The organism is Streptomyces panaciradicis, from assembly GCF_023516615.1.
GTDB lineage: Bacteria > Actinomycetota > Actinomycetes > Streptomycetales > Streptomycetaceae > Streptomyces > Streptomyces panaciradicis.
This window is the reverse complement of sequence record NZ_JAMGBF010000086.1, coordinates 1-25,664: the sequence shown is the minus strand read 5'-3', so window position 1 is coordinate 25,664 and position 25,664 is coordinate 1. Positions and strand designations below refer to the sequence as shown.

The window sequence follows — 25,664 nt, the reverse complement described above, 5'->3', positions numbered from 1 at the left end:
TCCCAGGCCACACGGTACCGGCCGGCGATGGGATCGCCCAGCGAATACGGCGGCCCGGTCAGCCGACGACGGGCCTCGTCATGCTGGAAGCGTGAAGGGCGGGTGTGCGCCGTTGAGGAAGTAGTCGCCGACCTCGCGCAGCAGGTTGACGCGGGGCTCGCGGAGGGTGTGGGTGCGGGCGTTGCGCCAGAAGCGGTCGAATCCGAGGCGGGAGGAGGCGGCGGGGGCGCCGATGGCGTCCAGCGCGCGGGTGGTGATCTCCTGCACGGCACGGGAGGCGGCGGCTTCGGCCGCGCTCGCGAGGACGGTGATCTCCGCGCACTCCTCGTCGTCGAGTGCCTCTCCCTGTGCGAGGCCGCGCAGCAGGGCGTCCACCGCCTGATCGGCGAGGGCGGACGCGGCCCGGGCGGAGACGGCGAGTTCGCCGTAGGCGACCAGTGCGTGCGGGTCCTGCGGGGGGCCGTCGGGCCAGGGCTGTGCGGAGAACGGCTGCCAGGGGGACTTCACGATCCGGCCGTATTCGCGGACCTCGTCCAGCATTCCCTCGGCGAGGCCGAGGCAGACCTGGGCGGAGACCAGGTGTGCGGTCGGGGCGGCGAGGCAGGCGAAGGGCGACAGGACGCCCTCGTCCGGTGAGAGGGAACCGAGTACGTCGTCCGCCGCGACGGGCACCGAGTCGAACTCCACGCTCCCGCCGGCCGCCAGCCGCTGCCCGAAGGTGTCCCCGCCGACTCCCGTCACGACGCCCGGGCGGGCGGGGTCGACGAGGACGGCCAGCGGCTCGCCGGTCCCGGATCTGAAGGCGCGGACCAGCAGCCGGTCGGCGATTCCGACTCCGGTGGGGAACCGTTGGTAGCCGTCCAGCAGATGGCCGTCCGCCGTGGGGATCAGCATGAGCGGTGGTTCATGCCCGGCGATGCCGCCTCCCCAGCACCACTGCCCGGCCGCCGACTCCCTTTCGATACGGCCGACCTGGCCGGGTCCGGCGAAGAACCTGGTGCTGTAGGAGAGGACGTAGTGGCTGCCCAGCAGGTGGCCGATGGCGCCGTCGGCCGCTGCGACCGTCCGTACGACCGTGCAGGCCGTGCGCCAGTCCGCGTCCCCTCCCCCGCGTTCGGCCGGCACCAGCAGCGACAGCAGTCCCGACTCACGCAGCCGGATGACCTCGTCGAGCGGCGCCTTGCCGGCCTCCTCGCGTTCGGCCGCGTCGGTGGCGAGGTCGTCGGCCACCTCACGGGCGATGTGCGCCCAGTCGGCCTGCGGCCCGAACGCCGCGTCGGTCGCCTCGTCCGCCGTCACCGTCACGCGCGGACCCGCCTCGTACGGCTGCTGCGGTCGCTACAGCTCAGTGATGTGCTCATCGGGTCTTCCTTCGAAGGGCGAAGCGAACGCGGCATGGAAGCGGCGGGGTGAGGCGGCACGTCGGTTTCGTCATGCTCACTCTCCCCACCGAGCCCCGTCAATACTTTCCTAGTAATTCGATAGGAATACTAGGGTTAGAGCCGCGAACTGGCTGGTTCACGCTCGTAGAAGGCGCGTTCAGGCGAACGGCACCTGCGCGGCGGGGGCGCTCCGGGTGTCGACGGGATGCCGCCACAGGCCCTGCGCGGCGAGCCTCGGCAGCACGCCCTCGCCGAACCAGTAGGCCTCCTCCAGGTGCGGGTAGCCGGAGAGCACGAACTCGTCGATGCCGAGGGCGTGGTACTCCTTGATCCGCTCGGCCACCTCGTCGTGGCTGCCCACCAGGGCGGTGCCCGCGCCGCCGCGCACCAGGCCGATGCCCGCCCACAGGTTGGGGTGGATCTCGAGGCCGTCCCGGTTGCCGCCGCCGTGCAGGGCGAGCATGCGCCGCTGCCCCTCGGACTCGCTGCGGGCGAGCCCGGCCTGCACGGCCCGCACCGTCTCCGGGTCGAACCCTGCGAGGAGCCGGTCGGCCTCCGCCCATGCCTGCTCGGAGGTGTCGCGGGTGATGACGTGCAGCCGGATGCCGAAGCGCAGGGTGCGGCCTTGCGCGGCGGCCAGGCCCCTCACCCACGCGATCTTCTCGGCGACCTGGGCGGGCGGCTCGCCCCAGGTGAGGTAGACGTCGGCGTGCCGCGCGGCGACCTCCCCGGCGATCGGCGAGGACCCGCCGAAGTACACCTCCGGGACCGGGTCGGGCACCCGCGCCAGCCTGGCGTCCTCGACCCGGAGATGCTCGCCGTGCAGATCGACGGTCTTGCCCTCCCACAACTCCCTTACGATCTGGAGGAATTCGCCGGTACGGCGGTACCGGGCGTCCTTGTCGAGGAAGTCGCCGTAGGCCCGCTGCTCGTGACTCTCGCCGCCGGTGACGACGTTCAGCAGCAGCCGTCCGCCGCTCTGCCGCTGGAAGGTGGAGGCCATCTGGGCGGCCAGCGTGGGCGAGACGAAGCCGGGGCGGAAGGCGACCAGGAACTTCAGCCGCTCGGTGTGCCGGCTGACCATCGCGGTGGTCAGCCACGCGTCCTCGCACCAGGCGCCGGTCGGGGTGAGCACGCCGACGAAGCCCAGGTCCTCGGCGGCGCCGGCGATCCGGCTGAGATGGGCGACCGTCGGCGGCCGGTCCTGTCCGGAGGCGGTGGCGGGGGTGCCGTGACCGCCGCCGACGACGTGACGGCTGTCGCCGTTGGTGGGCAGGAACCAGTGAAAGGTGAGGGTCACGCGGGGACTCCGATCGGCCGGTTGTCGGTGTGCGTCACAGATGGTGGTGGCGGGGTGGCCCGGTGGCAGCGCCGCCCAGGACCGTCGCGCCGCTCATCCGGTGGCCGCCAGCAGCGTCGTACGACCGCCCAGCGCGGCCGAGAACTGGTCGGTGACCTGGAGCAGCGCCTCGGCCGAGCCCGGCGCGACGGTCAGCGTGCCGTCGTCGCGCACGGTGATGTCCTTGTCGAGGGTGAACCAGCCGGGGGTGATGTGGGCGGGGCCCATGGAGGCGAGGACCGGGCGCAGGGCGTAGTCGATGGCCAGGACGTGGGCGGTGCTGCCGCCGGTGGCCAGCGGCAGGACGGTCTTGCCCACCAGCGCGTACTGCGGCAGCAGGTCCAGCAGCGCCTTCAGCAGCCCGGAGTAGGCGGCCTTGTAGACGGGGGTGCCGATCACGACGCCCTCCGCCTGCTCGAACAGGGCTGCGGCCCGGGTTATCGCGGGATGGCCGAAATCGGCGTGCAGCAGGGCCTCCGGCGGGAGCGTGCGCACGTCCAGGGGGATCACCTCGTGTCCCTGGGCGGTGAGCCGCTGGTCGAGGTGGCGGAGCAGCCTTCCGGTGCGGGAGGTCGGCGAGGGGCTTCCGGAGACGGACAGGATGGTGGCCATGGCAGGACCTTTCGGTTGGTCGGGGTGAACTTCCTCGGGGACGGGCGTGGGCATCAGCTCGGCGTCTGGGGCGAGTGACCCCTTCGGCGCCATTCCTCCGCGAGCAGTTCGTACGAGCGGACCCGGTCCTTGTGGTCGTGGGTGATCGTCGTGATGAGCAACTCGTCCGCGCCCGTGGCCTCCTGGAGCTGTTCCAGCTGGTCGGCGACCCGGCCCGGCGAGCCGACGAACTGGGTGTCGAGGCGGTCCTGGACGAGGGCCTGGTCCGCGTCGGTCCAGGCGCGGGCGCGCGCTTCCTGCGGCGTGGGGAACTCGATGGCGCCCTCGGCGGTGCGGATGCTGCGTACCCATGGCCCGTAGCCGGTGGCGAGTTCGCGGGCGGTGGCGTCGTCGTCGGCCACGACGACGTCGGCCGAGACGCTGACGTAGGGCTTGTCGAGCACATCGGAGGGCTGGAAGTAGGCCCGGTAGCCCTCCACCGCCTCCAGGACCGTGGCGGGGCTGACGTGGTAGTTCGCCGCGAACCGCAGGCCGTTGCGACCCGCGACGGACGCGCTCTGGCCGCCGCTGCTGCCCAGGATCCACACCTCGAGATCGGCGCCCTCTCCGGGCACGACGTGCGCTTCGACGCCCTCAGGGGAGCGGTAGGTACCGGCGAGCAGGGCGAGGATGTCGTCGATCTGCTCGGTGTAGTCCTGCGATTCGGCGCCCGGCAACAGGAGGAGCCTGCGCTGCAGGGCGATGCGGGGGGAGCCGAGCAGTTGCGCGAAGGAGAAGGGGGGCGGGATGAGCAGGCCGTTGGGGGCGCGGCCGTCGACGACCGGGGTCGTCGTAGGCGGCGGTGCGTCCGACTGTCCGGGCGGCCGGCCCCCGGAGCGGCCCAGGCCCAGATCGAAGCGGCCCGGGTGCAGCGCGTCGAGCAGGCCGAACTCCTCGACGGTGGACAGCGCGGTGCGGTGACCGAGCTGCACGGCTCCGGAGCCGAGCCGGATGGTCGAGGTGGCGGAAGCGGTCAGGGCCAGGACGACGGCGGGTGAGGTGCCGGCCACGCCCGGGTTGAGGTGGTGCTCGGCGAACCAGTAGCGGGCGTATCCCAGGCGCTCGGCCTGTTGCGCGAGGTCGATCGAGTTGCGCAGGGCATCGGCCGCCGTCGAGCCGGACGGGATGGGGACCAGATCGAGGACGCCGAGGGCGATGTCAGACATGGACGGACTCCTGGGTGAGGGGTTGCGTAGGAAGCACGGGGCTCCACGGGAACGGTGGGTCGGGGATCTCGCGCCGCAGCACGGGGGCGACGTGGGACTGGAACAGCTCCAGGGAGGCGCGATGCGCGGCGTCCGAGAGTCCCCCGGCGTCGGCGTGGAGATGGAGCACCGTGTGCCCGAACTCCTCGTGGTAGCGGCGTACTTTCTCGATGACCTGCTGCGGGCTGCCGATCAGGGCGGAGCTGCGTGCGACGAAGTCCTCCAAGGTCTCGAAGACCACCGGGAGGCCCGCCTGCCTGAAGTGCGCCAGGTTGGCCTCGAAGATCGGCCGGTAGGCGGCGAGGGCCTGCTGGGAGGTCGGGGCGACATGGACACCGGCCGTGCCGGCGCCGACCGCGATGCGCTCCGGATCGTGACCGTAGTGCTCCCAGCGTTCCCGGTAGTGGCGGATCAGCTCGGCGTACGGCTCGATGGGATGGGTGACGTTCGCCGAGAACAGCGGGTCGCCGTAGCGGGCGGCCAGGTCGACCGACTCCTTGCTGGTGGCGCTGCCGTGCCAGACCCGGATCGGCTGCTGGTACGGCCGCGGCCAGACCTCGGCGTCCCTCAGCGGGGGGCGGAAACGGGTGTCGGCGGTGACCTTGTCCTGCCGCCAGATCTGCCGGAACACCTCGTAGCTCTCGGCGTTGCGGTCCCACTGGTCCTCGGGCGTGACCTGGAACAGCTCGCGCTGGGCGGTGCCGTTGCCCTTGCCGATGATCAGGTCGAGGCGTCCGTCGGAGAGGTGGTCGAGGGTGGCGTAGTCCTCGTACGCCCGCACCGGGTCGAGCAGGCTGAGCGTCGTGACGGCCGTGAACAGGCGGATGCGCTTGGTCAGGGCGGCCACGTGGCTGAGGACGACGGTCGGGGACGAGGAGATGAACGGCCGCTCGTGCCGCTCCCCCACGCCGAAGCCGTCGAAGCCCAGCTCCTCGGCCATGACCGCGTTGTCGAGCACCTCGCGGAAGCGGTCGTGGGTGGACTTCCGCACCCCGGTGACCGGGTCCGGGCGGTGTGTGATGAGGGTGATGGCGAGGAACTTCACGACGCGACCCGGTCGTCGACGGCGTCGGGGTGCGCGAGCCCCAGGTGGTGGCGGAGGGTGGGGCCCTCGTACTCGGTGCGGAAGACGCCCTGTTCCTGAAGGAGCGGGACGACCTTGTCGGCGAAGTCGTCGAGGCCGGTGGGGGTGATGTGCGGTACGAGGATGAAGCCGTCGCCGGCGTCGGCCTGGACGTGGTCGTTGATGGTCCTGGCGATGGTCGCCGGGGAGCCGACGAAGGTCTGCCGGTTGCCGGTGTGGATGACCAGGTCGCGGATGGACCAGTTGTTGGCGGCGGCCAGCTCGCGCCACTCACGGGCGGTGGCCAGCGGGTCGCGGTACATGCGGACCTGGGCACGGCCCTTGGAGATGTGGTGGTCGCTGACGTCCGGGTCGATGTCGGGCAGCGGCCCTTCCGGGTCGTAGGAGGACAGGTCCCGGTTCCAGACGAACTCCAGGTGCTTGATGGCGGTGGCGCCGCTGACCTGCTGGCGGCGCACCGCCCTGGCGAGTTCCTCGGCCTCGGCGTCGGTGTCGGCGAGTGCGAAGGAGGCGGCGGGCAGGATCAGCAACTGGTCATGGCGGCGGCCGTACTTGGCGAGCCGGTTCTTGACGTCCGCGTAGAAGGCCTGACCTGCCTCCAGGGTCGCGTGCCGGCTGAAGATGGCGTCGGCGCTGGAGGCGGCGAACTCCCGTCCCTCCTCCGAATCGCCGGCCTGGAAGATCACCGGACGGCCCTGCGGGGAGCGCGGGACGTCGAACTGGCCGTGGATGTCGAAGTGTTGTCCCGTGTGGGCGAAGGCGCCTGCCTTCGCGTCGCGCAGGAAGACGCCGGTGGTCTGGTCGGCGACGATCTCGTCGCCGTGCCAGGAGTCGAAGAGCTCGTTGGCGGTGGCCAGGAACTCCTTGGCGCGAGAGTAGCGCTCCTGCTGCGGCAGGAAGCCGCCGCGGCGGAAGTTCTCGCCGGTGAAAGCGTCCCACGAGGTGACGACGTTCCAGGCGGCACGGCCTCCGGACAGGTGGTCGAGGCTGGCGAACTGGCGGGCCACCTCGTAGGGCTCGTTGAACGTCGAGTTGATGGTGCCGGTCAGGCCGAGGTGCTCGGTGACGGCGGCGAGCGCGGCCAGCACGGTGAAGGTGTCGGGGCGGCCGACGACGTCCAGGTCGTAGATCTTTCCGCCCTGTTCGCGCAGTCGCAGTCCCTCGGCGAGGAACAGGAAGTCGAACCGGGCGCGTTCGGCGGTGCGGGCGAAGTGGGCGAAGGAGCTGAACTCGATGTGGCTGCCGGCCTTCGGGTCGCTCCACACGGTGGTGTTGTTGACGCCCGGGAAATGCGCGGCCAGGTGGATCTGCTTCAACGGCTTACTGGTCATGTCGGTGCGGTCCTTCCGGATCAGGCGGCGGTGTAGCGGTTGGCGGGGCGGGCGAGGCCCAGCAGGCCGCGCAGGGTGTCGGCTTCGTAGACGGTGCGGAAGACACCCCGGCGCTGGAGTTCCGGGACCAGGCCGCGGGTGATGGCCGGCAGGTCGTGTCCGGCGACGGCGGGCCGCAGCCGGAACCCACTCAGACCTTCCGCCGCCAACTCCTGCAACAGATCGGCGAGTTGCTGGGGGGTGCCGGCGAAGATCCGGGCGTCGCTGGTGTACGGCTCCCCGGCCAGGGCGTCGAGCCGTGCGCGCCGGTCCTCGGCGGCGGCCTGCTCGTCGTCCAGGAAGACCACCAGGTCACCGAAGACGTGCAGGGGTTCACCGGCCCGCCCGGCCGCCTCCTGCTCGGCCCGGATCTCGGCGACGATCGCCCGGGCGTGCGCGCTGTCCTGCGGAGTGACGTAGCCGACGTCGGCCTGGCGGGCCACCAGCCGGTAGGGAACGGTCTGGTGGGCGAGGGCGGTGACCAGGGGCTGGCCCTGGGGCGGACGCGGGGTGATGGAGGGCCCCTTGACGCTGAAGTGCCTGCCCTGGAAGTCGATGTAGTGCAGCTTGTCGCGGTCTATGAAGCGTCCGGTGGCGGCGTCCCGGATCTCCGCGTCGTCCTCCCAGCTGTCCCAGAGCCGGCGCACGACCTCGACGTGGTCCGCTGCCTCGTCGAAGAGGTCGGTGAGGCGTTCCTGCCCGGCCGGGCTCTGCAGTTCGCTCAGGTCGATCGGCGGGAAGGTGCGGCGGCCGAAGTGGTCGGCCTCGTGCGGCCGGGCGGAGATCTGCACGCGCAGGCCCGCGCGGCCGGTGCTGACGTAGTCGAGGGTGGCGATCGCCTTGGAGATGTGGAACGGCTCGGTGTGGGTGGCGATCACGGTCGGCACCAGGCCGATGTGCCGGGTCAGGGGTGCGATCCGGGCGGCGGTCAGTACGGCGTCCAGCCGGCCGCGGACCTGGTCGGTGCGGCCGTCCAACTCACCGTAGTGCGAGGACTGCAGGCCCAGGCCGTCCTCGAAGGTGACGAAGTCGAGCAGTCCGCGCTCGGCCTCGGCGACGAGGTCCGCCCAGTGGCCGGCGGTGAACAGGTCGCGGGGGCGGGCGACTTGCTCACGCCAGGAGGCGGGGTGCCAGCCGGTTCCGTCGAGGGCGACGGCAAGGTGCAGAGGATTGCGTGGAGTTGCGGACACTGGGGTGCCTTCCTGGAGGTGGGGTGAGAGGGGCGACGGCGTGGTCATGCCGTTCATTCCAGGACCGCGGCGCCGGTGTGCCGGACGAGCGAGAAGACCGTTCGGCTGCGCAGGGTGAAGCCGATCGACTCGTACAGCCGGATCGCGTTCGCGTTGGCGGCCGCGGCGTGCAGGAAGGGCTGTTCGCCCCGCTCCTTGATGCCCGCGGCGACGGCACGGACCAGCCGGGTGGCCAGCCCCCTGCCCCGGTGGTCGGGGTCGGTGCACACGGCGCTGATCTCCGTCCAGCCGGGCGGGTGCAGCCGCTCGCCGGCCAGGGCGATCAGCCGGCCGCGGTGGCGGATGCCGAGGTAGGTGCCCATCTCGACGGTGCGACGCCGGTAGGGGCCGGGTTCGGTGCGGGCGATCAGGTCGAGGATCTGGGGGACGTCGCCGGGGCCGAGGCGTACGGCCTCGGGGTCGGGCTCGGCGCGCAGGGAGGTGTCCACGAGCTGGACCCCGTGTCCGAGGCTGACGACCTCCCAGCCGTCCGGCGCCTCGGTGACGCCTCGTACCGCGGCGGTGCCGCCGGGGCCGACGAGTCTGGCCAGGTCGGCCCAGGCGCGCGGGTTGTCCTCGTCGGAGAGGGCGTGGAAGGGGGCCACGTCCTGGTGGTAGCGGGCGGCGTGGCCGATGCGTTCGGCGAAGTGGGCGTGGGGTCCGGTGAGGGCGGCCCAGGCGGGGTTGTCCAGGACGTGCGAGGACGTGGCTTCGGAGGTGGTGACGGACATGGTGTGGCGGTCTCCGGGTGCGGCTCGGGGTGTCCGGCGTGCCGGGGACTCCACCGCGAGGTGGGTGGTGGAGTCCCCGGCGCGCGCTGGTCAGGAGTTGTCGAGCGGGAGTCCGGGCGGGTTGACCTCGGACTTGGCGACGGCCTCGTTGGAGAGGTTGTAGGCCTTGAGCCACTCGGCGTACTGGCCGTTCTTGATCAGGTAATTGATGGCGTCGGCGAGGGGCTTGGCGAGGCCGCTGTCCTTCTTGGCGGTGGCCGCGATCAGTCCCTGGAGGTTCGCTCCGGCGCCAGAGTAAGTACCGGCTGTACGCGTGGCGTTGGGCGTGTTCGCGGTCTGCCGGTTGTGGTAGGCGATGCCGGGGTTGGGGCCGAGGTACGCGTCGATCTTGCCGCCGGACAGGGCCAGGTAGACGCTGTTGCTGTCCTGGAAGTACTTGACGGTGAGCTTCTTGCCCTCCTTGGCGAGCTTCGCCTTCCACTCCAGGAGGATCTTCTCCTGGTTGGTCCCGGCGCTCACGGAGACCGTCTTGCCGGCGAGGTTCTCGTAGTCGCCGCCGAAGTTCCAGGTGCTCTTCTTGGGCACGGTGAACGCGAGGTTGTCCTGCCGGTAGGAGGCGAACTCGTACTTCTTCTTGCGCTCTTCGGTGTCGGTGACGTTGGAGAAGGCCACGTCGACCTTGCCGCTGTCGATGCCGACGAAGAGGTTCTCCCAGGTGGAGTTCTTCACCTCGGGCTTGAGTCCGAGGACGGCGGCGACCAGGCGGCCGAAGTCGGGCTCCGCGCCGGTGAGGGTCTTCTGGTCACTGCCGACGTAGGCCAGCGGCGGGAAGCCGGCGGGCAGGGCGCCGATGCCGATCTCCAGCTTGCCGCTGTTCTTGAGGGCGGCGGGCAGTTCGGAGCTGATGGACTTGACCTCGGAGACCTTGACGGTGGTCTGCTTGGCGGCGCCGTTGGAGGCCTGGCCGATGACGACCTCGCCGGACTTGGCGGCGGTGCCGGTGGTGGTGGCCGCGTCGCTGTCGCCACCGCAGGCGGCGAGCCCGGTGGCCAGGGAGGCGACGGCGGTCGCCGCGGTGATGCCGCGTATCAGGCTGCGTCGGGTGAAGTGGGTGCGCATGGCCGTTCCTTGTCGCTCAGGGGCGGTGATGAGAGTGGTGGCGTGGGGGGAGGTCGTGGGGGCGGCGGGTCACAGGACCTTGCTGAGGAAGTCCCTGGTCCGCTCGTGCCGTGGGGTGTCGAGGACCTCGGAGGGCGGCCCCTGCTCGATGATCTTGCCGCCGTCGATGAAGACGACCCGGTCGGCGATCTCGCGGGCGAAGCCGATCTCGTGGGTGACGATGACGAGGGTGGTGCCGCTGGAGGCCAGGTCCCGGATGACGGCGAGGACTTCGCCGACCAGTTCGGGGTCCAGGGCGGAGGTGGGCTCGTCGAAGAGGATGACACCGGGGCGCAGCGCCAGGGCGCGGGCGATGGCGACGCGCTGCTGCTGGCCGCCGGAGAGCTGGCGCGGGTAGGCGCCGGTCTTGTCGGCGAGGCCGACCCGGCCGAGGAGTTCGCGGGCCAGTTCCTGGGCTTCGGGCCTGCCGAGCCGGCCGGTGGCGACCGGGGCCGCGGCCACGTTGTCCAGGACCGTCAGATGCGGGAACAGGTTGAAGTTCTGGAAGACGAACCCGATGCGCCCGCGCTGGGTGAGAATGGCCCGCTCGCTCAGCTCCTTCAGCCGGTCGCCGTGCCGCTTCACGCCGATCGGTTCGCCGTTGATGCTGACGTGGCCGATCTCGGGCTTCTCCAGGTGGTTGATGACCCGCAGCAGGGTGGACTTGCCGGAGCCGGAGGGGCCGAGGATCACGGTGACCTCGCCGGGGCGGACGGTCAGGTCGACGCCGTCCAGGACCCGGTGGCTGCCGTACCACTTGTGCACGTCGTGGACTTCGACGGTGGCGGCTTCGACGTCGGCCGGGGCGTCGGCGGTCTTGGCGGTCATACGGCGGCCTCCCGGCGGATGCGGGCCCGCAGGTCGGTGAGACCGGTGCGGAGCTTCTGCAGTGGCGTCGGCGGCAGGCTGCGGGTGGCGCCGCGGGCGTAGTAGCGCTCGACGTAGAACTGGATGACGGAGACGACGCTGGTCAGGATCAGGTACCAGACGGTGACGACCAGCAGCAGCGGCACGATGTCGCCGGGGTAGGTGGATCCCATGGTCTGCGCGGAGCCGAACAGGTCCAGCAGGGAGACGTAGAAGACCAGCGAGGTGCCCTTGATCAGGCCGATGAGCTGGTTGACGTAGTTGGGGATGATGGAGCGCAGTGCCTGCGGAAAGACGATTCTGCGGAACTGGTAGCCCTTCGGCAGGCCGAGGGCGGCGGCCGCCTCGTGCTGGCCCTGGTCGACGGAGAGGATGCCGCCGCGCACCACCTCGGCCGCGTAGGCGGCCTCGTTGAGGCTGAGGCCGACGACGGCGACGACCATGTCGGTGGCGAGTTTCGACTCGTCGAAGGAGAAGAAGGCCGGTCCGAAGGGGATGCCGACGCTCAACGTCTTGTACAGCGCACTGAAGTTGTAGAGGAAGATCAGAACCACGATGAGCGGGATGGAGCGGAACGCCCAGACGTAGGTCCAGCTGACGGCGCGCAGCACCGGGCTCTTCGACAGCCGCGCCAGGGCGAGCAGGACACCGCCGACAAGGCCCAGCACGGCGCTGTAGGCGGCGACTTCGAGGGTGATGAGCAGGCCGTCGAGGATGGTCGGCCGCAGGAACCAGTAGCTCCAGCGGTCCCACTGGTAGAAGGGGTTGGTCACCAGTCCGTGGGCGAACTGGGCGACCAGGACCAGGACGACCGCGGTGGCGATCCAGCGTCCCGGGCGCCGCAGCGGCTGGACCCGCTGGGCGGTGAGGGCCTGGGGCGGTTCGGTGGTGGCGTGCGCCTCGGGCAAGGTGACGGTGGCGCCTGGGGGTTCGCTCATGGTGGGCTCCGGCTTCGTGGGCACGCCCCGGAGGCGCGGCGGCGTGCGGGAACGCACACGGCTGCGTGAGACCGGGGGTGGGGAGGGCAACGGCACACCGCGCGGGCGGTGTTCGTCAGGGGGTGCGAGGGCTGCCGGGAGGTGTCAGCCCCGACAGCGGGCACGGCCCGGTGCGGTACACAGTGCGCTGTTCACGCGGAGCAGATCGACGGCGCGGTCGGCGACGAGCACGTTCGCGTACGTCCGTACGCAGCCCTGGGAACGGCGTGCGGCCGTTCTGGGAGCTGCGTACATGGCGTCACCGTCACTGTTCCGGCCCTGTGGGCCTCGCGCTTGCCGATGGGTCATCGGCCGGGTCGTCACCTGGGGCACCCCACCGCGGTGCGAGGGTTGCCGGTCAGCAAGCCAGGGCTTGTCGCTGACACTCATGACCGTTCTGGGCCGTAGTTAAGACAATGGCCCGAACGTATGTCAACGCCGGTCCACCAGGTGGAACGGCTAACGGGCGGAGTGTGCCGCCCAGTCGAGGATCTGGACGGCCGATCCGGCGGCCTCCAGCCCGCGGCACTGGGCGTGGTGACGGCGGTCGATGCCGTCGAGGTCGAGGTGGGCGCCGAAGGCCGGGTGGGCGGTCAGCCGGCGGGCGTAGGACCACAGCACCGGGTGGCCGGCGATGCGCTGGACCGCGGCGGCGTCGAGGTGGTGCCGGTGCACGGTGTCGAGCCGGACCAGAGCGACCCACAACTCGACGTCGGCGACCGTGACTTCGTCGCGGATCAGGTAGGCGCGGTCGACCAGCCAGCGGTCGAGGGCGCCGAGGGTCTGCAGCAGCGTGGCCAGTGCCCTGTCACGTTCCGCCGCTTCCCCGCCCACGGCCCCGGCCCGCTGCGCCGCCCCCTCGATCCCCTCCACGCACATTCGCTCCACGGCCTCGATCTCCGACTCCGCGCCGCAGGGGTAGAGCGAGGAGCCGCCGGTGTCGAAGCGGTGGGCGAGGTCGCGCATGATGTCCCGGTCGTGGGTACTGACGATCCGCCCGGACCAGCCGTCACTGAGCACCGGCGCCGCGGCCGGACCGCGGTAGCGGTGCGCGCTGGCCTCGTACAGCGGGAGCAGGGCCGAGTGACCGCCCTCGGGACAGTCGGGGACGGCGGGGAGGAAGGTCACCGGACAGACGGTGTCCAGGCCGAGCAGGGTGTGGGTGACGGCGATGCGCAGGCCGTCGGGACACGCGGTCGACAGATGGAGCCGGTAGCGGCCGGGGACGGCGTAGTGGCCGCTGCGCGCGTCCCTGCCGATGCGACCGCGGAAGGCGGGCGTGGGCCGGAGGGAAACGTGGGCGGCAGGCGTGGTGACGGTCATGACTCTCCCCGAGAGCGGGCGCGGATGGCGCGCGGCGGATGCGACATCGGGCTGGGCCCCGTGGTCGCTTTCCCCTCCTCCACCCGGAGGGCGGGCCCGGCACTCGGTGCCGGGCCCGCCGGGGCTACGGGGATGCGACGACGGAACCCCTGAGCGGGGCTCACCTGGGCACGCCGAACGGCACGACGTTGCGTGGGAGGCGTCGGCGTGGCAGGTGCGCAGGTCAGCCCATGTGGCCGAGTGCGCTGCAGACGCGGAGCAGGTCGATGTGACGCCGGGAGGTCAGCAGAGGCGAACGGCTCACTCGGACGGTGACCCCATCAAGGCGCCTCATGTTTCCCTACCTGTTCACTAGGATTCCTTACCGAGTGTCGATCCACGGGCCGCGGACGTCAAGAGGGCCGTCCCGCATCGCGGACATCCCGATGGACGGCGACATGCTCGCCAGGACACCCGGCCGGCCAGGTTGCCCGGGGCTCAGCCATGGAACTGGTTCGCCGGGACGGGAAGGCCGTAGTGCTCGCGGAGTGTCGTGCCCTCGTACTCCTCGCGGAACAGGCCCTTGCTCCGCAGGATCGGCAGCACGTGCTCGACGAAGGCCGCCAGGCCGGACGGCAGCGCCGGGGCCATGATGTTGAAGCCGTCCGCCGCGCCGCCCTCGAACCAGGCGATGATCGTGTCCGCGACCTGCTCGGGCGTCCCTACGAACTCGAAGTGCCCGCGACCGCCGCCGAGCCGCGAGATGATCTCGCGGACCGTCAGCCGCTCGCGCACCGCCAGGTCGATGATCAGGTCGGACCGGCTCTGCGAACCCTCCAGTTTCGGCCTCGCCAGGATGAACTCCGGCAACGGACGGTCGAGTTCGAAGACCGACGGATCGGTCTCGAACACCGCCGCCAGTTGGCGCAGCCCGTACTCCGGGATGCGCAGCTCGTCGAAGCGCCGAGCGAGCGCGCGGGCTTCCTCCTCGGTCGATCCGATGTAGGGGACGATGCCGGGAAGGACGATCACACCGTCCGGGTCACGCCCGGCGGCACGGGTGCGTGCCTTGATGTCGGCGTAGAAGGCGGCGGCGCGCTCGTACGTGGTGTGGGCGGTGAAGATGGCCTCGGCGTGACGGGCGGCGAAGTCCTTGCCGTCCTCCGAGGAGCCCGCCTGGACGAGCAACGGGTAGCCCTGCGGCGGGCGTTCGACGTTGAGCGGGCCGGCCACCTTGAAGTACGTGCCGTCATGACCGACCCGATGCAGCCGGGCGGGGTCGGCATAGCGTCCCGCGGCCTTGTCCGCGAGGACGGCCTCGGACTCCCAGCTGTCCCACAGCGCCTTGGCGAGCTTCAGGAACTCGTCGGCGCGGGCGTAGCGTTCGGCGTGGCCGGGGCGGTTGCCGAGGCCGAAGTTGGCGGCCTCGTCGGCTCCCGCCGAGGTGACGATGTTCCAGCCGGCCCGGCCGCCACTGACGTGGTCGACGGACGCGAGCCGGCGGGCGAGGTTGTACGGCTCGTTGTACGTCGACGACACGGTCGCGATGAGCCCGATCCTGCTGGTGGCCTGCGACAGTGCGGTGAGCAGCGTCAGCGGCTCCAGTTGGCCCGGCGGCCTGAACTCGCCGGTGCCGATGAGGGCCGGACCGTCGGCGAGGAACAGCGAGTCGAACTTGGCGCTCTCGGCGAGCTGCGCGAGTTCGATCCAGTGCCGCAGGTCGAAGTCGGCGCGGGGGTTGCTGTGCGGAAGGCGCCACGCCGCCTCGTGGTGGCCCGCTTCCATGAGAAAGGCATTCAGGTGCAGCCGCCGCTGTCCCGCACTCATGAGGTGCCCTTCAGCTTCGAGCTGTCGTAACCGGCCGGGAGGAGGTTGTCGACGATCGACGGGACGTCGACCTTCTTGGTGATCTGCCCCGCGTCCAGGAAGGCGTCGGCGAGCTTCTGCTCCAGTTCGATGTCCGGCTTCTCCACCGGGGTGACCCGATTCGAGTAGGCGGCCACGGATGCCCTGGCGTCGGCCAGCGGGATGCCCTGCTCCTTCGAGAGCGCCTGCGCGTACTTGTCGGGGTTCCTGACGGCCCAGGCGAACTCTCTCGACAGCCTCTTCAGTACATCTGTCAGAGCCGCCCGCTTGGTCTTGTCGTTCAGCGACTTGTCGCTCGCGACGTAGTAACTGCTCGTCTGGTCGATGGGCGGGAGGCCCTTCACCAGGATCCGCGCGCCGTTCTTGACCGCGATGGCCGACTGCGGGTTCCAGATCGACCAGGCGTCCACCTTCCCGGTGTTGAACGCCGTGGCACCGGCCGCCGGATCGAGGAAGACCAGCTTCACGTCCTTGGGGGTGAGGCCGACGCTCTTCAGGGCGTTCAGTGCCAGACCGTGGGCCGAACTGCCCTGCGGGACGGCGATCTTCTTGCCCTTGAGGTCGGCGGCCGTCTTCAGCTGCGAGCCCTCCGGCACGATGATGTTCTCGTTCGACTGGGTGGGTGTGAGCGAGCGGTTGACTGCCACGACCTTGAAGCCGTACTCCTTCGCGGCGCCGGTGATCGGCGGTACGTCGCCGACGCTGCCGAGGTCGATGTCGCCGGAGGCGGCGGCCTGCACGAGCGGCGGACCGTAGGTGAAGCGGGCGAACTTCACCTTGTAGGGCGCGTTGGCGAACACGCCGGTGACCTTCGCCAGTTCCTGGCTGCCGTCACCGCCGTTGTCGCCGATGGTGAAGGTGTACTTGCTCCACTCGGGGTGCCTGGCGTCGCTTGCGTCGACGGCGTTGCTCAGCGGCGCGGAGGTGTCCGACGACGATCCCGCGCAGGCGACGAGGCTGCTCGCCAGAGCGAGCGAGCCGACGCCGCCGATGAGTCTCGTGGTTCTTGTTCGCATGGGTTGTCGTGCTTTCTGTGCTGGGTGAAGGTGTTCGGACGGTCAGTGCTGGCCGGCCAGGCCGAGGTCTTCCAGGAGTCGGGCGCGCAGTTCCTCGCGTGCGACGCTCGCCTCACGGTCGGCGGCGGTGAGGTGCACCTCGTGCGAGGTGCCGATGCGGCCGTTGTTCATGACGACGATGCGGTCCGCCAGGGCGATCGCCTCGTCGACGTCGTGGGTGACGAGCAGCATGGCCGCCTGATGCCTGGTCCGCAGCGCGCGTACGAGGTCGTGCATGCGCAGCCGGGTGATGGCGTCGAGAGCGGCGAACGGCTCGTCGAGCAGCACGAGTTCGGGCTCGGAGACCAATGCCCGTGCCAGCGAGACCCGTTGGGCCTCGCCGCCGGAGAGCTCCTTGGGCCAGGCCTTCTCGCGGCCCGCGAGGCCGACCTCGGCGAGCACGTCGCGGGCCCGCTGCTCCGCGCCGGCCCCGTGCAGGCCGAGCGTGACGTTGGGCAGTACGCGCTGCCACGGCAGCAGCCGGTCGGCCTGGAAGACGATCGCCCGCCGGGCGGGGACCTCCACGCGCCCGCCGTCGGGGCGGTCCAGTCCCGCGAGCAGCCGCAGTAGGGTGCTCTTGCCGCAGCCCGAAGGGCCGAGCAGGATCACCAGTTCCTCGTCGGCGATGGTGAGGTCGAGGTGGTCGAGGACCACCCGGTCACCGAACTGGCGGACCACCTGCTCGACGACGACCCCGGTCTGCCGACGGGGCTGCGTCGCGATCGTGCTGCTCATGACGCCTCATAACTGGGTCGCCAGCGCAGCAGCACCCGTTCGAGAGCCCGGACGAACTGGTCGGCGAGCAGACCGAGGAGCGAGTAGATGACCAGCCCCACGAAGACCTGGTTGGTCTGGAGATACGTCTGCCCCTGGGTGATGAGGAACCCAAGTCCCTGGTCGGCGTTGACCGTTTCGGCTGCGACGAGGCCCAGGACGCTGTAGGCGAGGGAGAACCGGAGGCCCACCAGGAACCCCGGCAGGGCACCGGGCACCAGCACCCGCGTCACCAGGCGCCAGGTGCCCGCTCCCGTCGTGCGCGCCGTCTCGATCAGACGCTGGTCGACGCCCCGGATCGCGGCGAACAGGTTGAGATACATCGGGACACCGGCGCCGAAGGAGATCAGCAGCACCTTCGTGAGCTCGTCGATGCCGAACCACACGATCATCAACGGCAGCACGGCGAGGAGGGGGATCGTGTTCAGTACCTGCACCAAGCCGTTGAACAGGTACTCACCGCTCCGCAGCAGCCCGCCGAGCACCCCGCTGACGATGCCCGCCGTCAGACCGATGGCCAGACCGATACCGGCCCGCTGCAGCGAGATGGCCAAGTCCGGTCCGAGGACGCCCTGCTGCCAGAGTTCGACGGCGGACCTCACGATCGAGGTCGGCGCCGGTGCGTAGGTCTTCGACACCGCTCCGGCCCGGGCGAGTACCTCCCAGGCGAGGAGGATCAGCACCGGCGTCGTGTAGATGCCCAGCGGCCAGCGCAGGCGCTCGCGGAGCGCGCTGAGCGGCGTCCGGCGGCGGGCGCCGCGCGGCAGGAACACCTCCCGTGACCGCGCCCTCGTCGTCTCGGCGTCCGGGCGCTCGACGGCGGCCGGCGCCTTCAAGCTCAGCTCGGTCATGCCGCCACCGCCAGCACACCGCTGTAGTGCGAGGAATCGCCGACGAGCTGCTCGCTGCGGCGGCCGTCGACACCGGTCGGCACCTCACCGGCGACCGTCACCCTGTTGAGGCGGCGCGGGTGGTCGTCGTAGTTGTCGACGCCGTAGTGCTGGGTGATGCGGTTGTCGAAGATCAGCAGCTGGTTCGGGGACCACCTCCAGCGCAGGATGTTCTCCGGACGCGTCACGTACGACTGCAGGACGCACAGCAGGTCGGCGGACTCACTGCTCGACAGGCCGACGATCCGCTTGGCGAACCCGCCGATGAACAGGCCGCGTTCGCCCGTCAGCGGGTGCACCCGCACGACCGGGTGCTCCGCCTCGTACGGCGTCGAGACGAAGACGCGGTCGTACTCCTGTTGTTCGGCGGTCGCGGACGGGGGTCGCGCGTAGTCGAACTGGTTGGTGTGCACGACGCGCAGCGAATCCGCCAGGGTGCGCAGCGCCTCGGGCAGGTCGCGGTAGGCCGCGGCGGCGTTGGCGATGAGCGTCTCGCCGCCGTACGGCGGGACCACCACGGACCGCAGCGTGGTGAGCTGGGGCGGGTTGACGACGAAGGTGACGTCCGTGTGCCATTCGTTGGCCTTGGAGGTCTCGCTGTCGACGGCGAGCACATTCGTCGTGCCGTCCGCGGCGGGCACGTTGGGGTGAGCGGTCGTCAACTCGCCGAACCAGCCGGCCACGCGTTCCTGGCCGGCGTTGTCGAGGCGCACGTCGTCGAACACGATCGCCTTGTACTCGTTGAGGGCGTCCCGGAGCGTGGCGATGGTCGCGAAGTCCGGCGACGCCGTGAGGTCGACGCCTTCGACGACTGCGCCGATACGGCCGGTGAGCTTGCGGATGGACAGAGGCATGAGGGGTCCCTCTCGGACGGACGGGCACAGCACGGTGTGCCGGACGGCTTGGTGCGAGCGCTGACAGTGCGCAGGGCTGATCGACCGGCTCGCGGAGTCGTCCGGGCCGGTCAGGAAGATGTGGGTGGTCGCGGGACCGCTACGGCCGCTGTCTCGGCGACCGGGCCGGCGTACGCGGACGGGCTCCCCGCTCGTACGGAGCGAAGAGCTCACAGCGGACGGCTGGGCCGATCCCGTGGGAAGACAGCGCGGCAAGGGCGGATTCGGACGCCTCGGGCCGCGGAGCGCCGACTACGCGCCCCCGCCGCCGCGGGCGACCACTCGCCGGGTCAGCGACAACAAAACGCGCTGGAGACGTGCGCCAGATCGATGTGGCGCCGCCGAGTGAGGTCCACGCGCGGGTTCATGGCAGGGGAGTTCAGCAGAAGCCCACCTCGTCGGTCAATGCCTGTCCGGTCGGGTCTTGCATTGCGGACACACGGTGCCGCACAGAATCCCGGTCCGAGGTGACTCCACCGCCTCGACCTTGACACTCGCCGGGGCAGGCGACGTACGTTGAAAGGGAGATCCCTGACATCCGGAGGCTTTGATGCACGTACTGGGCGCGGTATCGCGCGGTGCGTGCACCGGTGCGCGGCTCATCACCCGACGGCATGTCGACTTCTGCCGTACCTCCTCCGCGGTCTGTCCTTCCGTACACGTCTGACACCTGCCGGCCGACCCGTCGGCCGTCCCCTCGTGGCCCTGTCGCCGCGAGTCCTCGTGTGTTTCCCGGAAGGAACCCCGTTGTCCGGTCCTGCCCTGCACCTCGCCGTCGAGATCGACGGTGCCGGCACACACCCCGCGGCCTGGCGCCGCGCCGCCCACTCCCCCGACCAGCTGCTCACCCCGCGGCGCGTGGCCCAGGTCGCCGCCGTCACCGAAAACGCCGGGTTCACCCTGATCACCCTCGACGACGGCGCGCTGCCGCCCGGCGCCGCACCGGATCCGGTGGGCCGGATCGGTGCGGTGGAGCGGGCCGCCTTCATCGCGGCATCCACCAGCACCATCGGGATCGCGCCCGTCGTCCCGGTCACCTACGCCGAACCCTTCCATGTGGCAAGCCAGTTGGCGTCCCTCGACCATGTCTCCGCCGGCCGCGCCGGATGGGTGGTGACGGAGGAGGAGCGTCCGGAGGCCGCCCGCGCCTGGGGGCGTCCTCCGGTCGCCGACGCCGAGGCGCGGGCCCGGGAGTCACGTGACGGGATCGAGGTGGCCCGCGCCCTGTGGGACTCCTGGGGGCAGCTGGTCGTCCTGGGCCGGCCGGACCGCGTCGCCGCCGCGCCGCTGGACGTCGCTCTCGTCGACGGGCGCGATGTCGCATCGGTCGCCACGGCCTCCGCCGCAGCCGGCGCGCCCCGTGTCTTCGCCGAGGTCGAGGTTCGACGTCCAACTCCACCTTCAACGAGCCCGCCGACCTGGCCCGCCGCCTGTCCGGCCTCGATCTGCTCTCCGAGGGCCGCGCCGGATGGAACGTGGTGACCACGGACAACGCCTGGACCGGCGCCAACTTCCGCCGCGGCGGCCGCTACCGCGACGCCGACACCACGGAGGTCGTGTTCTCGTCAACCGAGATCGCCGGAGAGGCGGACCGCCGACGCACCTGGCGGCTCCTCGGCGAACTGGCGCGCTGAACAAGCCTGTCGGGCGCCGCGACCCCGGCATCCCCCTACCGAACGCATCCGGACCCGCCTGACCCTCCTCCCCGCACCGCAGCACAGCCCCACACGAAGGAGATCACCCATGACCACCGAGGCCACCACCACGGACCTCCATGTCTTCACCGAGACATGGCTGGAGTGGTATCGCGCCCAGGAGGCCCGCCTCGCCGACCCGCACGGGTTCCTGGCGGTCACCGGCCTGCACTGGCTCGACGACCGGCCGCAGCGGTTCCCGGACGCGCCCGGCGCCTGGCACACCGGCCCCGAAGGGGTCGTCGTCTCCCTGGACGACGGCGAGGAACTGGTCGTCGACGGAACCCCGGTCCACGGGGAGCACCACTTCGGTGTGATCCCCGAGCGCGGCGGCGTCAACGCCGTCTGGGGCGACGCCGTGATCGAGGTCGCCCGGCGCGGCGGACAGGACATCGTGCGCCCCCGCCACCCGGACGCACCGCTGCGCACGGCCTTCACCGGGACCCCCGCCTACGCCCCCGACCCTCGCTGGGCGGTGACCGGCCGCTACGTCCCCTTCGACACACCGCGGCCGACCACCGTGGACGCCGCGGTCGAGGGCCTGGAGCACGTCTACGACGCCCCCGGCAGGGTCGAGTTCGAGCTGGAGGGACGGCAGTTGTCGCTGACGGCGTTCCCCGGCTCGGGCGGGGGCCGGCTGCTGGTGCTGTTCACCGACGCGACCTCCGGCGTCACCACGTACGCGGCCAACCGGGCCCTGACCGTGGAACCGCCCGCCGCCGACGGCACGGTCGTCCTGGACTTCAACCGGGCCTCGAACCTGCCATGCGCATACACCGACCTGGCCACCTGCCCGCTGCCCCCGGCCGAGAACCGGCTGCCGGTGGCGATCGAGGCCGGACAGAAGATCCCCCGGGAGCGCGGCGGATCCTGAGCCCCGCCCGGCCATCGACCGGCGCCGACAACTCCTCGTACGATCACGAACGGCATTGAGTGTCAGCGTCAAGCCCTGGCTCGCTGACCGGCAACCCTCCCCCGCGGTGGGGTGCTCCAGGTGAAAGCCCGGCGGAGTCACCGACGACCCCGCAAGCGCGTGGCCCCCGTCCGGGGCCGGACAAGTGGAGGACCGATATGCGGCACGGTGGTGACCTCAGCGCCCGCTTCGCCGGCGCCACCGTGTTCTCCCGGCTCTTGCGTCGGCGCCACATCGACCTCAAGCGCTCCACCAGCTGCCTCTGTCAGGCCTGACGGCCCTTCCGGCCGCCGGCGGCGTCACGGCATCCGCCGTCGCCGCACGCCTCGCGCCTGATCTCCGACAGTCTCCAGATCCCGCCTGCCTCTGACCCCCGTCCGCACAGCGGCTCCCTGTCGCGGCATCGCGCCGCCCCGAGCCGCCCACCCGCGTACGGCCATGCCCCGTGCCCGTGCCCGGTCACACGAGTAGGAGAAGCCCTCCGTGACTGCCCTTCCCGACGCCAGATCCTCCCGTTGGACGGCGCTGACCGCCCTGGTGACCACCAGCCTTCTGCTGACCGCCTGCGGCTCCGGCGGCGGTGACTCCACCGGCGGCAGCGGCCGGCCCGCGTCCGGCGGCACCCTGACCTTCGCGGTGGGTTCGGACGCCGGCTGCGTGGACCCGCAGCAGGTCGCCAGCAACGAGACCATCTACTCGGTACGCCAGATCGTGGACTCGCTGACGGACCAGGACCCCAGGACCGGCAAGATCGTGCCGTGGCTGGCGAAGAGCTGGGACATCAGTCCCGACGCCACGACGTTCACCTTCCATCTCAGGTCCGGCGTGACGTTCAGCGACGGCTCGAAGCTGACCGCGCAGGTGGTCAAGGACAACTTCGACGCCGTACCGAAGCTCGGTGCCCTGGGAACCCTGGCGGAGGGCTATCTCAGCGGCGTCAAGAGCACCACCGTCATCGACCCGCTGACCGTCAGAGTGACCTTCGCCCAGCCCAACGCGCAGTTCCTGCAGGCGACTTCGACACACTCGCTCGGCATCGAGTCGTCGGCGAGCGTGAAGCGGACCCCGCAGCAGAAGTGCAGCGACGGAGTGGTGGGCTCCGGCCCCTTCGTGCTGAAGCAGTACGTGCAGAACCAGTCGGTCACCCTGGCCAGGCGCACCGGTTACGCCTGGGGATCCTCGCTGTGGAGCAAGAGGGGCGAGGCGTACCTGGACAAGCTGGTCTTCAAGGTCGTACCCGAGGCGGGCGTGCGGGCCGGCAGCCTTCAGTCCGGTCAGGTGGACGCCGTCTCCAGCGTCGGCAAGGCCAACGAGGCGGCGCTCAAGGGCAGTCAGGTCGCCCTCCAGCGGCGGGCCAACCCCGGCATCGTCTTCGGTCTGGGCCTGAACAACGCCCGGCCGGCCCTCAAGGACGCCAGGGTGCGCCAGGCGATCCTGGCCACCGTCGACCGCAAGCAGATCGCCGACACCGTCTTCCCCACCGGCACCCGGGCCGCGACCAGCGTCCTCGCGCACACCACGCCCGGCTACACCAGCCTCGCCGCGAACCTCACGACCGACACGACCAGAGCCAAATCCCTGCTGGACGCTGCGGGTTGGAAGACGGGCAGCGACGGCATCCGCGCCAAGGCCGGCAAGAAGCTCGCGCTGACCATCGACTGGATCCCCAACCCGGGCACCAACCAGCCCGCGCTGGAGCTGATCCAGCAGCAGCTCAAGGCCGTCGGCGTTCAGGTCACCCTCAAGCAGCTCCAGGTCACCCAGCTCGCACCGACGCTGCAGTCGGGGGACTACGACGCGGCCTGGGGCAACGTCACCCGCGCCGACCCGGACATCCTGCGCAGCTCCTTCTCCACCGCGCTGGCCAACTTCTACCGCCTCCCCAAGAGCGGTCTGGACACGACCCTGACCGCCCAGGCGGCGACCACGGACACCGCCAAGCGCGAGCAATTGGTCGCCCAGGCACAGCAGTTGATCGTGCGCAACGCCTACTACGTGCCGATCGTGGAGCTCCAGACCCAGCTGGGCGTGGCGAAGAAGGTGCACGACCTGAACTTCGACGCCTCCAGCCGGCTCCAGCTGCACGACACCTGGATCGGATGACGCATGCGCGGCTATGTGATCAAACGGCTCGCGCAGGCCGTCGGCGTGCTGTGGGCGGCGTACACGGTGTCGTTCCTGGTCCTGGACTATCTGCCGGGTGACCCGGTCACCGCGATGGCCGGTGCGGGGATGGACTCGGGGCAGGTCGACCCGGCCAGGCTCGCCGCCCTGCGGCACGAGTACGGCTTCGACAAGCCGGTGCCGGTGCAGTACGCGGAGTACCTCGGCCGTGCGGTGCGCGGGGACTTCGGCGACTCGGTGTCCACCGGTCGCCCGGTCACCGCCACGCTGGCCGACGCCCTGCCGCAGACACTCCAACTGACGGGAGCCGCAATGCTGTTCGCGGTGGTCCTCGGCGGCGGTCTGGCCGTACTGGCGACCTACACCACACTGCGCTGGCTGCGGCAGCTGCTGCTGTCGCTCCCGCCGCTGGGGGTGTCGGTGCCGACGTTCTGGGTGGGACTGCTCCTCGTCGAGACGTTCTCCTTCCGGCTGCACTGGTTCCCGGCGTTCGGCAACGACGGACTCGGGGGGCTGGTGCTGCCGGCGCTGACACTGGCGGTGCCGACGGGCGCGCAGATCGCCCAGGTGCTCGCCAAGAGTCTGCTGACCGCCTTGGACCAGGCGTACGTGGAGACCGCCCGGGCCAAGGGCGCCGGCCGGTGGCGGGTCCATCTGCGGCACGCGCTGCGCAACGCGTCCCTTCCGGCGCTCACGGTCGTCGGCCTGCTGGTCGGACAGCTGATCGCCGGTTCGGTGGTGGTCGAGACGGTGTTCTCCCGTGACGGCCTCGGCCGCGTCACCGCCGCCGCGGTCACGGCGCAGGACATCCCGCTGGTGCAGGGGGTCGTCGTGTTCGGCGCGCTGATCTTCGTGACGACGAACCTGGTCATCGACCTGGTCTATCCGCTCCTGGACCCGCGCATCGTCGTGGCCTCGGGCAGAAGGGCGGCCCTCGCATGAGCCAGAGCCTGGTCGACGACCCGGCCGAAGCGGCGCTCGATCCGGCCCGCGCTTTCACGGCGGGGAAGGACCGAGAACCGGGGGGCCGCGTGGACGTACGGCGCCTTGCGCGCTTCGTGGTACGCCGCCCGGGTCTGCTGCTGTCGGTGGTCGTCCTCGTACTGGTGGCGCTGGCCTCGTTCCATCCCGAGGCGTTCACCTCGCAGGACCCGCTCAAGGGCGTCCCGTCGCAGAACTTCCGCGGTCCGAGCGGCAGTCACTGGTTCGGCACCGACGAGCTGGGCCGCGATGTGTTCTCCCGGGTCGTCCACGGGGCCCAACTGTCCCTGAAGGCAACGCTGATCGCGGTGCTGGTCGCCTTCGTGGTCGGCGGGCTGGTCGGGGTCGTCGCGGGGTTCACGGGCCGCTGGGTCGACGACGTCCTCATGCGCTGCGTCGACGTACTCCTGTCCATCCCCGCGCTGTTCCTGTCTCTGGCCCTGGTCACCGCACTGGGCTACGGCACGGTGAAGGTGGCCGTCGCGGTCGGCATCGCCAGCGTCGCCGCGTTCGCCCGGGTGGCCCGCTCGGAGGTGCTGCAGGTGCGGCAGGCGGTGTTCGTGGAGGCGGCGCGCGCGAGCGGGGCCCGCTGGTACTCGGTGCTGGCCCGGCATGTGCTGCCCAACGCGGCGGGCCCGGTGGTCGTCCTGGCCACCCTCGACTTCGGGTCCTCCATCCTGGCCGTCTCCGCCCTGAGCTTCCTCGGCTACGGCGCTCCCCCGCCGGCCCTGGAGTGGGGCACGTTGATCTCCGACGGCCGCAACTACCTCGCCAACGCCTGGTGGTTGACGGCGCTGCCCGGCCTGGCGATCGCCGCGACGGTGCTGGCCACCAACCGCATAGCCAGGGCGCTGGACGGCGAATGGTCCCGGCAGCCATGACCCACGAACGCGAGAACGGTGAGGACATGAGCACACCCCTGCTGGAGATACGCGGCCTGTCGGTGTCGTACCGCACCCGGGGCGGCACCGTGGAGGCCGTCCGCGGCGTGGACCTGGACGTGTGGCCGGGGCAGGTGACGGCGGTGGTCGGCGAGTCCGGCTCCGGCAAGAGTACGACCGCGCAAGCCGTCACCCGGCTGCTGTCGGCCAACGGCCGCATCGACGCGGGCACCGTCCGCTTCGGCCGGCACGACCTGGCCACGCTGCCGGAAGCGGAACTGCGCACCGTCCGCGGGGC

General features: G+C 71.0%; 24 protein-coding genes, 2 pseudogenes and 2 riboswitches. Of the genes and pseudogenes, 8 read left to right on the top strand and 18 right to left on the bottom strand.

The window, feature by feature from the left end; all coding sequences use genetic code 11:
- Positions 1-78: 78 nt before the first annotated feature.
- The 18 genes from M8J74_RS26680 to M8J74_RS26600 all read right to left on the bottom strand — a co-directional run bounded on the left by M8J74_RS26680 (position 79) and on the right by M8J74_RS26600 (position 18,734).
- Positions 79-1,305 carry an acyl-CoA dehydrogenase family protein gene (locus tag M8J74_RS26680; RefSeq protein WP_372500275.1) on the bottom strand — a complete coding sequence of 409 codons (1,227 nt, stop codon included), beginning with the start codon at positions 1,303-1,305 and terminating at the stop codon, positions 79-81.
- Positions 1,306-1,539: 234 nt separating this feature from the next.
- The gene (locus tag M8J74_RS26675) at positions 1,540-2,682 is read right to left on the bottom strand and encodes an LLM class flavin-dependent oxidoreductase (protein WP_249838899.1); all 1,143 of its coding nucleotides are present in this window, start codon (positions 2,680-2,682) and stop codon (positions 1,540-1,542) included.
- A 93-nt stretch (positions 2,683-2,775) separates the two neighbouring features.
- Complete coding sequence (gene ssuE / locus M8J74_RS26670; RefSeq protein ID WP_249838898.1) at positions 2,776-3,333, bottom strand: NADPH-dependent FMN reductase; 558 nt, start codon at positions 3,331-3,333, stop codon at positions 2,776-2,778.
- A 53-nt stretch (positions 3,334-3,386) separates the two neighbouring features.
- Positions 3,387-4,538 (bottom strand): LLM class flavin-dependent oxidoreductase, encoded by a 1,152-nt coding sequence (locus tag M8J74_RS26665; protein WP_249838897.1) that lies wholly within the window; start codon positions 4,536-4,538, stop codon positions 3,387-3,389.
- Positions 4,531-5,622, bottom strand: coding sequence for an LLM class flavin-dependent oxidoreductase (locus tag M8J74_RS26660; RefSeq protein WP_249838896.1), 1,092 nt, complete (start codon positions 5,620-5,622; stop codon positions 4,531-4,533). The genes M8J74_RS26665 and M8J74_RS26660 overlap by 8 nt, the downstream gene beginning before the upstream one ends.
- Positions 5,619-6,992, bottom strand: a complete 1,374-nt coding sequence (locus tag M8J74_RS26655; RefSeq protein WP_249838895.1) for an NtaA/DmoA family FMN-dependent monooxygenase — start codon at positions 6,990-6,992, stop codon at positions 5,619-5,621. The genes M8J74_RS26660 and M8J74_RS26655 overlap by 4 nt, the downstream gene beginning before the upstream one ends.
- A gap of 20 nt (positions 6,993-7,012) precedes the next feature.
- The gene (locus M8J74_RS26650) at positions 7,013-8,221 is read right to left on the bottom strand and encodes an LLM class flavin-dependent oxidoreductase (protein ID WP_249838894.1); all 1,209 of its coding nucleotides are present in this window, start codon (positions 8,219-8,221) and stop codon (positions 7,013-7,015) included.
- Positions 8,222-8,274: 53 nt separating this feature from the next.
- A complete protein-coding gene (locus M8J74_RS26645) occupies positions 8,275-8,991 on the bottom strand; it encodes a GNAT family N-acetyltransferase (protein WP_249838893.1) in 717 nt (238 codons plus the stop codon).
- 90 nt (positions 8,992-9,081) lie between these two features.
- Complete coding sequence (locus M8J74_RS26640; RefSeq protein WP_249838892.1) at positions 9,082-10,110, bottom strand: ABC transporter substrate-binding protein; 1,029 nt, start codon at positions 10,108-10,110, stop codon at positions 9,082-9,084.
- A 69-nt stretch (positions 10,111-10,179) separates the two neighbouring features.
- The gene (locus M8J74_RS26635) at positions 10,180-10,977 is read right to left on the bottom strand and encodes an amino acid ABC transporter ATP-binding protein (protein ID WP_058927483.1); all 798 of its coding nucleotides are present in this window, start codon (positions 10,975-10,977) and stop codon (positions 10,180-10,182) included.
- Positions 10,974-11,954 carry an amino acid ABC transporter permease gene (locus tag M8J74_RS26630; RefSeq protein ID WP_249838891.1) on the bottom strand — a complete coding sequence of 327 codons (981 nt, stop codon included), beginning with the start codon at positions 11,952-11,954 and terminating at the stop codon, positions 10,974-10,976. The genes M8J74_RS26635 and M8J74_RS26630 overlap by 4 nt, the downstream gene beginning before the upstream one ends.
- A 324-nt stretch (positions 11,955-12,278) precedes the next feature.
- Positions 12,279-12,387: riboswitch (SAM riboswitch) on the bottom strand.
- 65 nt (positions 12,388-12,452) lie between these two features.
- Positions 12,453-13,316 carry a glutathione S-transferase C-terminal domain-containing protein gene (locus tag M8J74_RS26625; protein ID WP_249838890.1) on the bottom strand — a complete coding sequence of 288 codons (864 nt, stop codon included), beginning with the start codon at positions 13,314-13,316 and terminating at the stop codon, positions 12,453-12,455.
- Between the two features lie 223 nt (positions 13,317-13,539).
- The gene (locus M8J74_RS45050; protein ID WP_343234036.1) at positions 13,540-13,650 is read right to left on the bottom strand and encodes a putative leader peptide; all 111 of its coding nucleotides are present in this window, start codon (positions 13,648-13,650) and stop codon (positions 13,540-13,542) included.
- Positions 13,651-13,793: 143 nt separating this feature from the next.
- Positions 13,794-15,122: an LLM class flavin-dependent oxidoreductase gene (locus M8J74_RS26620; RefSeq protein WP_249838889.1), complete on the bottom strand. Its 1,329-nt coding sequence runs from the start codon at positions 15,120-15,122 to the stop codon at positions 13,794-13,796.
- The gene (locus tag M8J74_RS26615) at positions 15,119-16,177 is read right to left on the bottom strand and encodes an aliphatic sulfonate ABC transporter substrate-binding protein (protein WP_249838888.1); all 1,059 of its coding nucleotides are present in this window, start codon (positions 16,175-16,177) and stop codon (positions 15,119-15,121) included. Before M8J74_RS26615 ends, M8J74_RS26620 begins: the two co-directional genes overlap by 4 nt.
- 42 nt (positions 16,178-16,219) lie before the next feature.
- Entirely contained in the window at positions 16,220-16,951 is a 732-nt protein-coding gene (locus M8J74_RS26610; protein WP_249838887.1) for an ABC transporter ATP-binding protein, read from the bottom strand.
- Positions 16,948-17,841: an ABC transporter permease gene (locus M8J74_RS26605; protein WP_249838886.1), complete on the bottom strand. Its 894-nt coding sequence runs from the start codon at positions 17,839-17,841 to the stop codon at positions 16,948-16,950. The genes M8J74_RS26610 and M8J74_RS26605 overlap by 4 nt, the downstream gene beginning before the upstream one ends.
- Positions 17,838-18,734 (bottom strand): TauD/TfdA dioxygenase family protein, encoded by an 897-nt coding sequence (locus M8J74_RS26600; RefSeq protein ID WP_249838885.1) that lies wholly within the window; start codon positions 18,732-18,734, stop codon positions 17,838-17,840. The genes M8J74_RS26605 and M8J74_RS26600 overlap by 4 nt, the downstream gene beginning before the upstream one ends.
- A gap of 621 nt (positions 18,735-19,355) precedes the next feature.
- On the opposite strand from M8J74_RS26600, the pseudogene M8J74_RS26595 reads away from it, so the two are divergent.
- The 8 genes and pseudogenes from M8J74_RS26595 to M8J74_RS26565 form a co-directional block, all read left to right on the top strand.
- Positions 19,356-19,997 (top strand): annotated as a pseudogene (locus M8J74_RS26595) (LLM class flavin-dependent oxidoreductase); the annotation flags it as partial.
- A 143-nt stretch (positions 19,998-20,140) separates the two neighbouring features.
- Positions 20,141-20,317 (top strand): annotated as a pseudogene (locus M8J74_RS26590) (F420-dependent methylene-tetrahydromethanopterin reductase); the annotation flags it as partial.
- Positions 20,318-20,516: 199 nt separating this feature from the next.
- Entirely contained in the window at positions 20,517-21,341 is an 825-nt protein-coding gene (locus M8J74_RS26585) for a DUF1684 domain-containing protein (protein ID WP_249838884.1), read from the top strand.
- Between the two features lie 51 nt (positions 21,342-21,392).
- A riboswitch (SAM riboswitch) is annotated at positions 21,393-21,505 on the top strand.
- Between the two features lie 33 nt (positions 21,506-21,538).
- Entirely contained in the window at positions 21,539-21,655 is a 117-nt protein-coding gene (locus tag M8J74_RS45160; RefSeq protein WP_443744579.1) for a putative leader peptide, read from the top strand.
- Positions 21,656-21,863: 208 nt separating this feature from the next.
- Positions 21,864-23,483 carry an ABC transporter substrate-binding protein gene (locus tag M8J74_RS26580; protein ID WP_249838883.1) on the top strand — a complete coding sequence of 540 codons (1,620 nt, stop codon included), beginning with the start codon at positions 21,864-21,866 and terminating at the stop codon, positions 23,481-23,483.
- A gap of 3 nt (positions 23,484-23,486) precedes the next feature.
- Entirely contained in the window at positions 23,487-24,446 is a 960-nt protein-coding gene (locus M8J74_RS26575; protein ID WP_249838882.1) for an ABC transporter permease, read from the top strand.
- Positions 24,443-25,366 carry an ABC transporter permease gene (locus M8J74_RS26570; RefSeq protein WP_249838881.1) on the top strand — a complete coding sequence of 308 codons (924 nt, stop codon included), beginning with the start codon at positions 24,443-24,445 and terminating at the stop codon, positions 25,364-25,366. Before M8J74_RS26575 ends, M8J74_RS26570 begins: the two co-directional genes overlap by 4 nt.
- A partial coding sequence (locus tag M8J74_RS26565; RefSeq protein ID WP_372500274.1) for an ATP-binding cassette domain-containing protein occupies positions 25,348-25,664 on the top strand: 317 nt, incomplete at its 3' end. The genes M8J74_RS26570 and M8J74_RS26565, both read left to right, overlap by 19 nt.